The organism is Alcaligenes sp. YSL9 (assembly GCF_030515105.1).
GTDB classification, from domain to species: domain Bacteria; phylum Pseudomonadota; class Gammaproteobacteria; order Burkholderiales; family Burkholderiaceae_B; genus Alcaligenes; species Alcaligenes phenolicus.
Window position 1 is genome coordinate 83,193 of the sequence record NZ_JALXJU010000001.1, and the last position, 13,748, is coordinate 96,940.

11 protein-coding genes are annotated in these 13,748 nt (G+C 57.6%); 1 reads left to right on the top strand and 10 read right to left on the bottom strand.

The window, feature by feature from the left end; genetic code table 11:
* Positions 1-52: 52 nt before the first annotated feature.
* The 7 genes from fliE to M2Q46_RS00435 form a co-directional block, all read right to left on the bottom strand.
* Complete coding sequence (gene fliE, locus M2Q46_RS00405; RefSeq protein WP_009458068.1) at positions 53-388, bottom strand: flagellar hook-basal body complex protein FliE; 336 nt, start codon at positions 386-388, stop codon at positions 53-55.
* A 142-nt stretch (positions 389-530) separates the two neighbouring features.
* On the bottom strand, positions 531-851 hold the full coding sequence (locus tag M2Q46_RS00410; protein WP_035269091.1) for an EscU/YscU/HrcU family type III secretion system export apparatus switch protein: 321 nt from the start codon (positions 849-851) through the stop codon (positions 531-533).
* A complete protein-coding gene (locus M2Q46_RS00415) occupies positions 841-2,130 on the bottom strand; it encodes a flagellar hook-length control protein FliK (protein WP_137431354.1) in 1,290 nt (429 codons plus the stop codon). Before M2Q46_RS00415 ends, M2Q46_RS00410 begins: the two co-directional genes overlap by 11 nt.
* Entirely contained in the window at positions 2,127-2,462 is a 336-nt protein-coding gene (locus tag M2Q46_RS00420; RefSeq protein WP_137431353.1) for a flagellar protein FliT, read from the bottom strand. The genes M2Q46_RS00415 and M2Q46_RS00420 overlap by 4 nt, the downstream gene beginning before the upstream one ends.
* A 78-nt stretch (positions 2,463-2,540) precedes the next feature.
* Positions 2,541-2,972 carry a flagellar export chaperone FliS gene (gene fliS, locus M2Q46_RS00425; RefSeq protein WP_026484537.1) on the bottom strand — a complete coding sequence of 144 codons (432 nt, stop codon included), beginning with the start codon at positions 2,970-2,972 and terminating at the stop codon, positions 2,541-2,543.
* 6 nt (positions 2,973-2,978) lie between these two features.
* Positions 2,979-4,367 carry a flagellar filament capping protein FliD gene (gene fliD / locus M2Q46_RS00430; RefSeq protein WP_302356209.1) on the bottom strand — a complete coding sequence of 463 codons (1,389 nt, stop codon included), beginning with the start codon at positions 4,365-4,367 and terminating at the stop codon, positions 2,979-2,981.
* A gap of 89 nt (positions 4,368-4,456) precedes the next feature.
* Positions 4,457-4,858 carry a flagellar protein FlaG gene (locus M2Q46_RS00435; RefSeq protein ID WP_170978593.1) on the bottom strand — a complete coding sequence of 134 codons (402 nt, stop codon included), beginning with the start codon at positions 4,856-4,858 and terminating at the stop codon, positions 4,457-4,459.
* 236 nt (positions 4,859-5,094) lie between these two features.
* On the opposite strand from M2Q46_RS00435, the gene M2Q46_RS00440 reads away from it, so the two are divergent.
* Entirely contained in the window at positions 5,095-5,856 is a 762-nt protein-coding gene (locus M2Q46_RS00440) for an RNA polymerase sigma factor FliA (protein ID WP_083053875.1), read from the top strand.
* Positions 5,857-5,977: 121 nt separating this feature from the next.
* On the opposite strand, the gene M2Q46_RS00445 is transcribed toward M2Q46_RS00440, so the two are convergent.
* The 3 genes from M2Q46_RS00445 to M2Q46_RS00455 form a co-directional block, all read right to left on the bottom strand.
* Positions 5,978-9,763 carry a sulfotransferase gene (locus tag M2Q46_RS00445; RefSeq protein ID WP_302356216.1) on the bottom strand — a complete coding sequence of 1,262 codons (3,786 nt, stop codon included), beginning with the start codon at positions 9,761-9,763 and terminating at the stop codon, positions 5,978-5,980.
* A 127-nt stretch (positions 9,764-9,890) separates the two neighbouring features.
* Positions 9,891-10,994, bottom strand: coding sequence for a FliC/FljB family flagellin (locus M2Q46_RS00450; RefSeq protein ID WP_302356218.1), 1,104 nt, complete (start codon positions 10,992-10,994; stop codon positions 9,891-9,893).
* A 460-nt stretch (positions 10,995-11,454) separates the two neighbouring features.
* Positions 11,455-13,548 carry a PhoX family phosphatase gene (locus M2Q46_RS00455; protein WP_302356220.1) on the bottom strand — a complete coding sequence of 698 codons (2,094 nt, stop codon included), beginning with the start codon at positions 13,546-13,548 and terminating at the stop codon, positions 11,455-11,457.
* Between the last annotated feature and the right edge of the window lie 200 nt (positions 13,549-13,748).

Sequence of the window (13,748 nt, forward strand, 5' to 3'; positions counted from 1 at the left end):
CGTGCTCAGGCAGCATTAAGGAAAGGGCGGCGGGCATGAAAGAATCAGGCGCTTATACCGGCATACTGGCAATTTCTTGGTAGGCGGCCACTAGGCGGTTGCGTACCTGGACGGTGGCCTGAAAGCCAACGCTGGCTTTTTGCAGGTCAATCATCACGTCGTTCAAGGAAATTCCGGGCTCGCCCATTTCAAAGGCCTGAGCCTGGGCATTGGCCTCGTTCTGTGCCTGGGAAACCCGGTTCAAAGAGCGGGCCAGCTCGGCGGCAAAACCACCGGGAGCGGCGCTGCTGGCCGAGGAGGACACAGAACTGGAAGCCCCGGCCGCTTGCGCAACTGCGCGCATCTGGGCCAAAAGGTTTTCAATGCTGGAGAGATTGGAAATCGACATATTCGCTTGCCAGAAAGTCAGGATGGGCCACGCGCACAGGTGCGGGCAGCTTGCCGTGCTTAATGTAACGTTTAGAACGCGAGGCTAAGCAGGGTATCTAAGCCCAAAAACAGGGGCTTTTCAGCCCTTATAAATAGCAGGCTCAAGTTTTTGGGGCGTCGTGCAAAGCCTGCAAGGCTTGTGTGGCCTGGGGATGGCCTTGTTCCAGGGCGTAGAGCCAGGCCAGCAATTCAGCCACGGCTTGATAGAGCTGAGGGGGGATATGACGGTCCAGATCCACCTGCATCAGCAGGCCGACCAGTTCGGGGGACTCGTGTACGTACAGACCGTGCTCGCGGGCGGTCTCGACAATTTTTTCGGCCAAGGTGCCGTAGCCTTTGGCAACGACACGCGGGGCTCCGTCTTTGGGCTCGTAGCGCAAGGCCAGGGCCTGCGGGCGATGGGAGGGGGAATCATGACTCATCGGGCAGGTCCTGCGGCAGGGTCGGGTCGGCTTCAATCTGCAATTGGCTCAGGATCAGGCCCTGGTCTTGCAGACGTTCGCGCAAGGGCAGGCTGTTTTCGTCCAGATAAGGGGCGGATTGATCGGCCTGAATATGGACCAGCAATTGCTGGTTCAGGAGGTTGAGCCGTAGGGTGATCGGTCCCAACGTGGGCAGGTCCAGTTGCAGGGTGCTGGACCAGTGTTCGGTTTCGTCCTCTGACTGGGCCTGGTGACGTTGCACGCTCCAGTTCATGTCGGCCTCCGGCCAGGCCTGACCTTGCCATTGCAGGTTCTGATGGGCCAGCGTATCCAGTTGCTGACGCACCAGCAGGCTATTGGCCGGGTCCTGGGCGCTGGCCTGAGTCTGAGGATTCTGGCTCGTGCTGGTATGTGTTTCGGCAGCGGGGCGATTCAGGTTTTGCGGCTCTTGCTGTAATTCGCCAACGCTGCGTTGCCCAAAGTGCAGATCACTAAGATGAGACTCGTAGAATAGCCCGCTTTGTTGCAAGGCCTGGGGCAAAGCCTGGCTGAAATGCTGGGCCAGAGCAGCCGTGCTGCCTGTAGGCAGGGGGCTTGGGGTTGCGGCGCCGGTGGTCGTAGTGCCCGTGCTGGGCGTGCCTGCGGCAGTGCCTGTTCCCACAGCACTGCTGCCTGTTGTCATTGCATTGGCAGAGCCCGCGTTTGCGCTGCCCGTTGCTGTGCTACCGGGCAAGGGCAGCCGCTGCTGAGCCACGGTGGCGATTGTGCTGGCGGTACTCTGTGCTGTGTTTGCGCGTCCCGCCGTCTGGGTATCACTGCCGGGGCGCGTGGGTTCCTTGCCGTCTGCCTGCATCGTGGGGCGGCCAGGTAACAAGGCCTGTCGTCCCTGGATCGCAGGGGCACGATCCGGAAAGCGCTCCAGCAAGGACAGGATCAATTGGGCAGTGCGCCCCAGGGTTGTGGGGGCCGAGCTCGTGGTGGCCGTATTGGGGCCACGTGCATTCAGAGCCGGGTCGGTCGAGGTTTGACCGCTTTGTGTGCGGATATTCCGGCTATCGCGACCCTGGGTGTGGGCGCGGGCTTGATCTACGCTCTGGCGTTGATCACGAGCCGTTTGGTTTTCGGCGCGCTCGGGGCGTTGGCTGCCCGGTGTCTGGCTGATGGCGTCCGGCCGGGCGCCCGTGGCGATATTGCTTTGCTGTCCAGTGCTGATACCCAGAACGGCATCGAGCCGTTGAATAAGCAGCGTCCCCAAAGGGGAGGGGCCGCCTATGCTCATGGATGAACGCTAGGGCTGTAATACGCTTGTAACACGGTTTGCTGGCGCTTCATATTGCCCAGCAGTGCACCCAGACGCCCCAGTTCGGGGGTGGCCAGATGGCGGATCTGGGCGTCGTCTTCCAGAATTTGGGTCAGCAACTGACGGCGTGCCTGTTTTTCAGTAATAGACAGGTCTTCCATGTTCTTGAGCTTTTCCACGGCGAGTTGATAGTGTTCGGATTGTTCAAACACATCCTCCCAGCGAGCCGTTTGGGCAAGCTCCAGCATGTGACGGGTGATGTTGGCGATAATTTGATATTGATCGACGATCGGGTTAGAGGTATCGCTCATGTTCGTACCAGGCGCTAAAGGCGCAAAGGAGGTTGGAGGTGCAGGTCAGGAACAGAACCTGTCCCGCGAGCCCCGGAGTCAAGCTGGCTGCTTGGCACGTTGGGTATCAACATTGCTGCGCCAGGCATCGGCAATATCGGTCAGCAAACGCTCGGCCAGCGTCAGCTTTTCCGCGTCATTGCGAAGGTTGGCCAGCATCAGATTGTGCAAAATCAGGTCATAGGTAGCGACCAGATTGCGGGCCAGCTCTCCGCCCTTTTCGGTATCGACCGCCATTTTCAGGCCGCTATCGACAATATCAATAGCTTTCGATAATGACTGCCCCCGCCCGGCAATATTGCCCTGTTCCATATGCAAGCGCGCTTGCAGCATGGCGGTGCGAGCACCGTTAAATAACAGGGTAATCAGATGTTCGGGGCTCGCGCTCAGGACCTCGGTTTCCAGACCTACTTGAGCGTAGGCGCGAACCGATTGTTGGCCAAAGCGACGGGAAGGGGCAGGATAGCTCATAGGGGTTTATTTATTGCTGTTCATATTGCCCAGCATGGACAGTTGCTGGCTTAGGTAATTGCTGGTGCCTTGCATGCGGTTGATCATGACGTCCAGTTGGACGAACTGCTTGCGATAGGCTTCCATCTTGTTCTCGATGCGCTGGTCAGCGGCTTCGAACTGATCTTGCAGTTTTTTGCCGACTTTCTCAGCGCCTTCCTGGGCATTATCAATACGGCCACCCTTCTTGATAAATTCCTCTGCTGCGGCCTCAACGCGACCGGCAACGCTGTGTTCGCCCACAAACATGTTCTTGACGTCGATCATATTGGTCTTCAAGACTTCGTTCAGCTTTTTCTCGTCCAGCTGCAGATCGCCTGTCTTGGGATCGATATTGATGCCCAGGCCTACCATGGAGCGGATCTCGCCTTCGCTGGGAACGTGCCCCAGGGTGGCGTCACGCATGGCATTTTGAGCCTCACGTGCCATGGAGTCGCCCGTCAGGGCGGCGCCTTTTTTCAGCTCGACGTTATAGGCTGTCAAGGAGCGAATCGACTTGTTGAACTTGTTGTACGCCTCGACATAGTCCTTGATTGCCTTGGCGGCCACGCTGTCGTCTTTGGCAACTTCTACATTGACCGGGTCACCGCCAGCCTTGTTCAGCGTGATCTCCAGACCCTCAATAGTGTCTTTGAGGGTGTTGCTCTGGCTTGTGATGGCAATGCCGTTCACTGTCAACTTGGCGTTGAGGGCCTTGGTTTGCTCAAAGCCGCTGGCAGCCGGGTCGGCAGCATCAAAGGTAAGTACCTCGGCCAGTTCATCATTGCCACTGACACTGATGGAGCTGATCGACGCTGCTTCACCCGTTGCACCGGCTGACAGTTGCAGGCGGTATGGCTCGTCCGGATCGCCAGTGTTGATAATGGTCGCTTTCATGCCCAACTCAGTGTCGGCATTGATCGCGTTCATCACGCCTTGCAAGGACGTGTCCTTGCCTTTCATGTTCAGGACGTGTTCTGTGCCATTGGCCAGGCGAACGGTAATTTCCCCGCCTTCGCCCATGGCCTCATCACGCGAGCTTTGAGAGGCCGCCGTCAAGGTCTGGCGGGTAGCCAGATTATCAACCTTGATCACGTACTGACCGGGCGCTGCTTTGGAATTGCCGGTCACTTTGATGTTTTCGCTATTGGCGGTGACTTTGACCGCGCCAAACGAGTCTTCCGAGTTCAAGGCCTTGGCGGCGGTTTGCAGCTCTGCCAGACTGCTTTTGAGCTGACCGTAGGCCGAGATCTTGTTGGTATTGGCCACCTGGCGGTTCTGGATGACAGCAAGACTCTTCTTTTCCGTCTTGCGCAAATCTTCCAGCAGCTCGTCCAGCTTCAGACCTGAGCCCACGCCAATTGAAGAAATAGCCATATCAAATACTCCTGTAGTGTCCTATTTTGTCGCGAATGTGTCGCGCGCAAAGCCCATGTCAATGGGAAGTTTCGATGCCAGTTTGGTTTTTAAACCTTCACGCTGACCGCGTTGCCCTGCAATTGCACGATCATCTTGGCAATCTGGATCACCGCGTCAGATGGGACGGTGCGCAGAACCTCGCCGGTCGAGTTGTCCACAATCGAGACCACCAGACGCTGGGCCTCGTCGTCCATATTGAAGCGAATGCCGGTGGACCAGGCCTGCAAGGAGTTGTTGATCTGGTCCAGGGTGTCGTCCAGCGTGTTGACCATGCCGGGCACGGGTTCGCGTTTGTCGGGCCAGCGTTGCTGCAACTGGGTATCGGTACTGCTTTCCTTGATGGGGGTCACCGTGGTGGCCGCCGAAGGCGTAGGGGTGCCGGGATTTTGCTCCACTGGGGAGGCTAGGGGCACCAAGGCCGTCGTTTGAGATGAAACTGAGTTGATCATGACATCACTCCAGAAGGGGCTTGGTGGCAGGCCTGCTCAATGGGGGGGCTTGGCACCTGTAACGATCCAATTACGGCACCTGCGCCTGTATCTTTAGGAGATATTTTGGTTTTTGGCCGCTTCAGACCCGTTTAAAGCCTGAATAAGATGGCGAAAGACTGTTTGATTTGGGGACTGTCGGGCAGGGCGGGCAGGCAAAATAGCTCAATCTTTATTGTCCGGATTCTTGCCTGTCCATGCCTCGTTCAGAAGACGTCCTGGTTGAGCAGTACGCCCCATTGGTGCGCCGCCAAGCGCTCCAGCTTGTGTCGCGCCTGCCTCCCAGCGTTGAACTGGATGATCTGATGCAGGCGGGCATGATGGGCCTGCTGGACGCCGTGCGTCGTTATCAGGTGGTGGCCGAGGCCCAGTTTGACACCTACGCGGTCACCCGAATTCGTGGCGCTATGCTGGATGAGTTGCGCAGCCAGGACTGGCTGCCGCGTAGTGTGCGCAGCAAAGCGCGCCAGATCGAAGTGGCCGTCAGTACCTTGCGTCAGGAACTGCTGCGCGAGCCCACCGAGCCGGAAATCGCTGAAGCCTTGTCCATGAGCATGGACGATTACTACGAACTGCTGGATGAGGCGGTCGGCGTGCAGGTGATTCATTACGAAGACCTGAAACGTCATGCCGATCCTTCCGCTGATGCGCTGGAGTTTCTGGAAGACAGCACGCGCGAGCAGGCGTACTTCGATAATCCCTTGAACCTGCTGACTTCCCAGGGGCTTCGGCAAGCCTTGATTACCGCCATCGACCAACTGCCTGAACGTGAGAAATTGCTGTTCGCCTTGCAGTTTGAGCAAGATTTGAATCAGAAAGAAATTGCTCTGGTGCTGGGCGTAACAGAAGGGCGCGTATCCCAACTGCGTAGCCAGGCCGTGGCCCGTATCCGCGCCAGTCTTGCCAAAGACCAATGGGATGCCATTTCCGATAGCGCGGAATTTCAGGTTCTTTTGTAGCTTTTTGAGCTCGCGGTTTATCTTCTCTGGGCTGAGTTCACTCGGCCTATGTTTGTGGAATATTCTTTAGGAAGTAAAAAGCCAGCCCTAGGGCTGGCTTTTTTGCTGCAGAGGATGCTGCTTACTTCTTGCGCTGCAAAATCCAGAACTCCCGGTAGTTAATGCCGTCATCGCACAGGCTGCCTTTGCGAATGACGGTAAATCCGGCACTGGCCATGGTGGTGGCTTTGGCCTCGAAATCCACTTCCGTACGTGTGGTCTCGCGTGTGCCCTGACTTTCCAGCAGGACCAGGCCGCCGGGTTTGCAGAAGTTGAACAGCTTGGTGCCGAATTCTGACAAAGGCACGCCAATCCAGTGATGCACCGCGCAGGCAATGACCAGGTCAAAGCGCTGTTTGGATTTGAAGTCATCAAAGGGCTGGCTGCTCAGTTCAATGTGCTTGTGCCCCAAATGTTCTGCCACCGCCTTGCCAACGTCAATGCAGCTTTGGCTGATATCAAATCCCAAGCCATGGGATAGATGTGGAGCCAGGCCCATCAGCAAGAAGCCATGGTTGCAGCCAATATCCAGGGCGCTGGCATTGGCGGGCAGCAGTTCTTGCAGGCCGTAGGTTTCAAGTCGCTGCATGGCAGGTCGTGAGCCTGCCAGTTTCAGCGGCTCAAAGCCTTGATAGGGCAGGCCGAAGTCGCCGAAGGCGTACTGCAGATTATCTTGCTTGTAACCTGCCCAGATTTGCTCGATCTTCTGGTGCAGGGCGGCAATGCTCTGCAGATCTGCCTGCGTGCTTTCGGGCAGGCGCGCATTGAGCTTGCGGTAGGCGTGGACGGTGTAGGGCGAATAGCGGTAGGTCGCGCAGGCTTGCCACAGGTGCTCGCAGCTTTCATTGACCTGGCCTGCTTCGTACAGGCTATCGGCCTTGGCAATCAAGGGGCGGGCCAGTTCGGGACCCTGGCTGTTCTGCGCCAGAAGCAAGGCTTGTTCGTGCTCTTGCCAAGCCTGCTCCCATTGCTGGCTGTGCGCGAGCAAGCGGCCACGGGTGGCATGGTGCTGTATCTGCTCCGCTGCTGTCATGTGTGGCTTGGCAGACTGGCTGCGGGACAGGGCCTCGTTCAGTTCTTCCGTGTCGGGCTTGACCTGTGCAGCCAGTGTGTCCCACCACTGTGCCTGAACGTCTTGTTGATCGGGGTAGCGAGCATACAGCGCGCGGGCGAGGTCTGTGGCCTCCCACCACATGCCGGCGCGATTCATGATGTCTATATAGGTTTGGCGCAGGATCAGTTCGTCTGGAGCTTTGGAGATGGCTTCCTGAATCGTCACAATGGCTGAACGATGATGCCCTGACCAGGACAGGCATTCGGCGTACAGACTCTGAACGAGTGGGTCGGCTGGATATTGCTCGATCCACTTGCGTGTCTGATGGCGGGGGACAGGCAAGTCGCTAGTGTGCAGCATTTGACGGATATGCTGAATTTCGCGCAGATCCGGCCCATTACGTTTGAGCTCAAAGTAGCCTCGGGCTTTCAGGTAGCCTTCGGCTAGTGTCGGGTCGATTTGCAGCAGTAGCTCGTAACTGAAATCATGGATGTCGTGCACCGTATCCAGCAGGAAAGCCTGCTTGAGGATCTGTGTGGGGCTCAACTGGGCCTGGCGTTGATAGCTGGGGACCAGCAAGGCAGAGGCTCGGCGCAGTTGGTTGCCGGCAGGTTGCACGGCCAGATCCTGGCGGGCAGGCATGTGTTGTTCGAACTGCTCATCGATCAGACGCAAAAGACGGAAACCATGTTGCTCGGCCCATTGCAGCAAGGCGGCCAGATCCGTTTGTCCCTCTTGTGTTGTGACCAGGGCGACGCTGACCTGGATCAGCAAGGCATTGGCCAGGCGCTCAGTGCCATGTTCCAGGATATTGGCATGGTCGTAGACGCCGTCCAGAATCAGATAGTCCAGCCAGTCCAATCCTTCAATGGCGTCCAGCGCATAGGTGGTGACGGGCAACTGAGCCAGCGTCATGGTTTTTTGGGCCAGATAGGCCGGGCCTTGTTGCTTGGCGACAGGAGGCAGGGTGCTGTTATAGGCCGCGTCCAGCGCCAAATGCAAGGTGCCGGGCTGACCATCTCCCAGCAGCGCCTGGGAAATGTAATGCAGGGATGGCTTGCTCAGTGCTTGCGCCAATGGGGCAAGTTCGCCGGAGGGATCGAAGCTGAGCAAGGTGCAGGCACCAGACTCGACCAGGTCCTGCGCCTTTTGCTGACGCAGCAGATACGAGGTGTTGTCCGCTACGGTGATCACCTGTGACAGCTGCCAGCTGAAGTCGGCTTCTGCCGGGCTGTTGTCGGGCTTGGTGTTGCGGACCTTCAGTTGGGCGGGCAAGTCGGCCATGTTGGCCTGCTGCTCCTGGGCCAGTTCCTGGCAGGTGGACTGATAGCGCTGAACCATAGGTGCCAATTGTTCGCGGAAGCGCTCGCCAAAGCCGATGAAGCGGTCGGTCATGGGCATGGCAACGTCAAAGGAGCTGATCGGGCCAATCTCGGCAGCCATGCTGGCGTTGGCTGCAACGGCATCTGTATAGGACTGCTGGCGCTCCAGGCCCAGCTGCTCAAACAGATTGTCCATGACAGTCTGGGGATCACGGACCAGGGCTTCATAATCAACCAGAAAGACGGGGTTGGGCAGGACCTGTGCCCAATGCGCCATCATGTGCTCGTAAAGTGCGATATGTTCGCCCAGGGTCGGCAGGTCGTAGCTGTAGTGGTTGCCCTCGAAGGATTTGTATTGCTGGCAGTACACCGTGGCACCCAGATCCAGCAGGCCGCGTACACAAAAAACAATAGGGGCTTTGGGTAACCACAGGCCGATAAAACCCAGGTTCCACAAGTCTGAGGGCAGGGTGGAGATGCTGACCTCTTCTCCATTTCCCAAGCTGCTCAGGTAGGTGTGCGCATCGTGCTGAATAGAACTGGGAGTCTGAGCGGTCAGATAGTTTTCAAGATTGTTTTGAAAGCGGGCCAGGACGTTTTGTCTATATTGGTCCAGTTGCAGGCTCTCGCCTGTCAGGCGCACCTTGGCGGCACTGCGGAACAGGGATTCGACCAGGCTTTTTCCTGAGCGGGAAAAGCCCGTGATGAAAATCTGTGGGGCGGACTGCACGCCAAACGGGGACAGAGCGTTGAACAGCTCCGCCGTAAAGTTCACTCGCAGCCCGTTAACTTGAGGGATCAAGCTTTTGTGAGGGCTGGCAAATGCCCCTTTTATGAGATTATTCGCTTTTTGATAATACGCGAATGCCTTGTCGGTCTCTTGCGCATCCAGCCAGATCTTGCCCAGGGTGGCCAGTACATTGGCACGGTCATTAATGGGCTGCTCTGCATCGTTCGTAAACGCTTCCAGGGCTTGCAGAATGCCGGGTTCGGGCGCCAGTTGAGTGAAAGGGGCCAGCTTGACATAGAGCAGCGCATCCAAGGGAGCGACGGCGTGCTTGAGCGCTTCCAGATAGGCATCGCGGGCCTGTGCCAGCAGCTCCTTATCTTTATAGATATCCCCTTGCAAAGCCCAGGCGCCTGCGTAGTCGGGGCGCACCTGAAGAACCTGACTGGACAAGTGCAAGGCCTCATCCAGTTGGCCCTCTTTGCGCAAACACATGGCCAGGCTCAATGTCAGGCTTTCATTGTTCTGTGGCTCCAGCGCCAGTGCCTGGCGATAAAGCCCAATTGCTTCTGGGAAACGCTCCAGGCCTCGCAGCGCATCGCCATGCCAGACCAGCAAGCGAAAATCGTCACCGTGTTTTTGGCGCAGTTTGATCAGCAGGGGCTCGACCTGGTCCCATTGATTGCGATCAAGCAGATTCAGGATGGTTTGTGCCGTCTGGGGAGAAATACCGCTTGCGGAGCGGTGCTGCTTGGGGCGCGTCATGGGGCTGAGTTCCTGCGGGATAAAAAGGCTCATTACATCAAAAAAAAACGCTCCCTTATCCGTGGATAAAGGAGCGTAATACCTGCTTGATCAAGCAGGACTAGCCAAGGCTAGACTATCGAGCGGCTTAGCGCAGCAGCGACAGAACAGTTTGTGGAACCTGGTTGGCTTGAGCCAGAACCGAGGTGCCAGCCTGTTGCAGGATCTGAGCACGAGTCATGTTGGAGACTTCGACTGCGTAGTCGGCGTCTTCAATACGCGAACGCGAAGCGGACAGGTTGGTAACCGTGTTGTTCAGGTTGGCGATGGTGGACTCGAAACGGTTTTGCACCGCACCCAGGTCGGAACGCAGGTTGTCCACGTCCTGGATAGCCTTGTCGATGGCTGCCAGTGGGGTGACTTTGGCCAGAACAGCTTCGTCGGTGATGGCGTCGCCATCAATTGTGGCAGTCACGGTGTTGGTTGCAGCGTCACCGGTCACATCAGCAACGTAGGCTTTGCCGTCTTTAACGATGTAGTGAGCGTCAGCAACAGCGCCTGTACCACCAGCGGTACCAGCCGTGCCCTTGATGGTCATCAAGGAGCCGCCGCCAGTGACGGTTACGGCAGTTTTGGAGTCGCCCATTTGAGCGGGGGTGGCAGCGGTGCCAGTACCCGTAGCAGCAGCCAGTTCGAACGAAGATGCGTCGAATTTCTTGGCCAGGCTGGCCACGTCCAGACCGTCCAGGTCCAGGGTGCCGGAATCGATCTGCTTCAGGTTAACCGAGATGGTTTCACCGTCGTTAGCGCCAACTTGAATGGCCAGGGACTGGTCTTTGGCCAGAACTTTCACGCCGTTGAACTGAGTTTGCTCGGACACGCGGTTGATTTCGGCCAGACGCTGGTTGATTTCAGCCTGGATCGAATCCAAGTCGGTTTCGGAGTTGGTGCCGGTGGTCGCTTGCACGCTCAGAGTACGGATGCGCTGCAAGTTGTTGTTGATTTCGTTCAGCGAACCTTCGGTTGTCTGAGCGATAGAGATACCGTCGTTGGCGTTGCGGGCAGCTTGTGTCAGGCCGTTCACGTTGGCGGTGAAGCGGTTGGCAATAGCCTGGCCGGCGGCGTCGTCTTTGGCGCTGTTGATGCGCAGGCCGGAGGACAGACGCTCAATGGCTTGACCCAGTGCGCCTTGCGATTTGCTCAGATTGCCTTGGGCAACGAGGGAAAGCGAGTTCGTATTGATAACAGACATGGTAACTCCCAATGTTGAGTAGAGCGGCGAAACGGTTTCGCCCTTTGCCCAGGAAAGCGTTGGCGTTCTGCTAGGCCCCGGGGGGCTGATCGCGCATTCGACACACTGCGTTCTTCCTGTACAGCACCATTAACGGATGGGGCAAAAAACTCTTTAGGGGCCTGTTGAGAAAATTTTCTCTACTTTGTCTTGAAGCCTTGAATTACGCGGCTTCAAGCATGACGACCCAGTGTGCCCAGCGGCCTGTTTGCTTTCGTTTTCCGACTCTGAATTCTGATTTTTCCAGTTCGCTGCCTGGAAATGGAACAGATTGCGCTGTGCCGCAGCAGACAATCCAGAGGCCTTGTTTGAATTGCGTAGTCAAAAAAAGCAGCGGGGCCATCTATTGACGGCCCCGCATTGCAAAAACTTAATAAAAAACTGGCTTGGGCGGATTCAAATAGCGAACCCGCCCTTGCGCTTACACGGCAATAGGCTTGCCATCCGCACGTTGGATGACGACGGTCGAAGAACGCGGGCGTACCGTGTTCATGCTGACTACCGTGGCGTCATGGGTGTCGTAGGCGGGCCAGTTCACGGGATGCTGAATGTTCAGGAACAGGCTGGTGTGGTCCGGCGTCATGGAAAAGCCCGTAATTTCGGCTTCGTTCGGGCCTACAAAGAAGCGACGCAGATCGGACTGGTTGTTGGCGTTGATGGCCGGGCCAGTGCCCGAGCTGTCCGCCAAGGCACCTGGAATCACGGCCAGCATCTGGTCGTTGGTGGCACGCGCAACATTGTTCTTGCGTCCGCCGTCGATGCCGTTGTCGGTCTGAATCCACAGAATGCCACGGCTGTCGAAGCCCAGGCCGTCGGGGCTGGCCAACTGGTTCAGGTCGGTCAGGCCGGAGCGGTTCGTATCTGCGTCCGCACCCGAGTCCGAGCCGAATACGAAGATATCCCACTTGAACTTGTTCGAGCCGGGTTCGTCGTGCCAGCGGATGATGTGACCGTTGACGTTGTTCAGGCGCGGGTTCGCGGGGTTGGTGCCAGTGGACGCGTTGCGGCTGGTGTTATTGGTCAGCGTCAGGTAGATGTCGCCATTGCTGGGGTGGGTGGCCGTCCACTCGGGGCGATCCATCGGGGTGGCACCGACAAAGTCAGCGGCGCCACGGGTATTGATCAGGATTTCTTCCAAAGTTTTGAACTTGTCAGCCAAGGTGCCGCCATCCTTGCCTTTGGTAGAGCCCGTCAGTGCCAGCCATTCGCCCGAACCGTCTTCGTTGAAGCGGGCGACATACAAGGTGCCCTTGTCCAGATACTTGGCGCCCACGGCCAGGCGATCCGTGCGCTGGGCGTCTTTCGGGTCCCAGTTGGCTTCGGACACGAAGCGGTACACGTATTCAAAGCGCGAATCGTCGCCACTATAGAAAGCCAGGGGTTTGCCGGCTTCGGGCTTGCTGTAGGCACAGCCTTCGTGAGCGAAGCGACCCATGGACGTGCGTTTGGTGGCAATGCTGCTGGGGTCGTAAGGGTCGATCTCGACCAGGTAACCAAAACCGTTGACTTCGTTGCGCCAGTCCTCGGTGGCACTGGCGCCTGTTTCGGTCACGTTAAAGCGGGCGAATTCGCCCAGGACTTCCGAAGGATCCTTGGCAGCCGTTTCCCACTGGTAGCGGCCAACGGGGCCAGCCGATACGCCCACACGCTGCTGGTGGGCCGGACGATTGCCGGTGTTGACAAAGCAGGCCGCCCAGTTTTCTTCAGCGGTGATGTAGGTGCCCCAGGGCGTGGTGCCGTTACCGCAGTTATTGTTGGTGCCGCGCACTTGCGTGCCGTTGGGCGAGAAGGGGGTCTTGACCCAGTCCGTGCCACCCACAGGGCCAGCCAGTTTCATGGCCGTGGCCGAGGTGAAGCGGCGGTTGTAGCGCGAGTTCTGAACGATGTCCCAGCGGCCATTGGTGCGACGAATATGGATGATGGCCACGCCGTGGGCGTTGATTTCCTTGCGTACTTCTTCTGCCGGGCGCTTGCCATTGACCAGGGTCGGCCCATTGGGGTGCAGGGCTTTTTCATCAATGTATTCGTGGTTGACGGCCAGCAAGCCCTCGGTAGAGCTTCCTTCCAGGGGGAAGAAGTGCATGCCGTCATGGTGCATGCCCATGGAGTTGAGCAAGTCGTTGGAGCTGTTATTGCCGTTCTTGTCCCAAGGCAGGGCATTGTCATTGATTGGCGTACCCCACGGGGCCAGTACATGGGCAATGTAGCCGGGAGGAACGACACAGCCGTCGGTCATGGAGGTGGGCAGGGATTCAAAACCCAGTTTGACGCTTGCTGGTGGTTCCGGATCAGGGCCGGGACCAGGGTTCGGGTTCTCGCCGCCGTTATCAGTGGAATTGCCTCCTGTGCTGCTGCTATCGCAACCAGCCAGACCAAAGCTGCTCATGGTGGCCAAGGCGGCTGCCAGGCCACCGCGCATCACGGCGCGGCGAGTCATGCTTCGTTCCAGGATTTCACTAAAAGGGGTGTTCTGACTAGCGTTACGAACAGTCTTGTCGGAGATATGTTTGCTCATAGTGATAAATAGCGCCAAGGCTGAGTTGTGGGGGTAGCGCTCATGCTAGTGGCCCAAGGTGAAAGGACTATGACAACAAGCTGAATATCCGGGATGGTGATTTTTTGGCGGCTTACCCGTATCTGGTGAGGCTCGTTGGCAAGCGGGCAGGGTCAGGCGCCGTTTTAGCGATGCAGGTTTGGACGCCGGATCAGGCCGGA

Bases quoted from the DNA above. Each gene is read 5' to 3' on its own strand.
- fliE (WP_009458068.1), bottom strand. From the start codon at position 388: ATGTCGATTTCCAATCTCTCCAGCATTGAAAACCTTTTGGCCCAGATG.
- M2Q46_RS00410 (WP_035269091.1), bottom strand. From the start codon at position 851: ATGAGTCATGATTCCCCCTCCCATCGCCCGCAGGCCCTGGCCTTGCGC.
- M2Q46_RS00415 (WP_137431354.1), bottom strand. From the start codon at position 2,130: ATGAGCATAGGCGGCCCCTCCCCTTTGGGGACGCTGCTTATTCAACGG.
- M2Q46_RS00420 (WP_137431353.1), bottom strand. From the start codon at position 2,462: ATGAGCGATACCTCTAACCCGATCGTCGATCAATATCAAATTATCGCC.
- fliS (WP_026484537.1), bottom strand. From the start codon at position 2,972: ATGAGCTATCCTGCCCCTTCCCGTCGCTTTGGCCAACAATCGGTTCGC.
- fliD (WP_302356209.1), bottom strand. From the start codon at position 4,367: ATGGCTATTTCTTCAATTGGCGTGGGCTCAGGTCTGAAGCTGGACGAG.
- M2Q46_RS00435 (WP_170978593.1), bottom strand. From the start codon at position 4,858: ATGATCAACTCAGTTTCATCTCAAACGACGGCCTTGGTGCCCCTAGCC.
- M2Q46_RS00440 (WP_083053875.1), top strand. From the start codon at position 5,095: ATGCCTCGTTCAGAAGACGTCCTGGTTGAGCAGTACGCCCCATTGGTG.
- M2Q46_RS00445 (WP_302356216.1), bottom strand. From the start codon at position 9,763: ATGACGCGCCCCAAGCAGCACCGCTCCGCAAGCGGTATTTCTCCCCAG.
- M2Q46_RS00450 (WP_302356218.1), bottom strand. From the start codon at position 10,994: ATGTCTGTTATCAATACGAACTCGCTTTCCCTCGTTGCCCAAGGCAAT.
- M2Q46_RS00455 (WP_302356220.1), bottom strand. From the start codon at position 13,548: ATGAGCAAACATATCTCCGACAAGACTGTTCGTAACGCTAGTCAGAAC.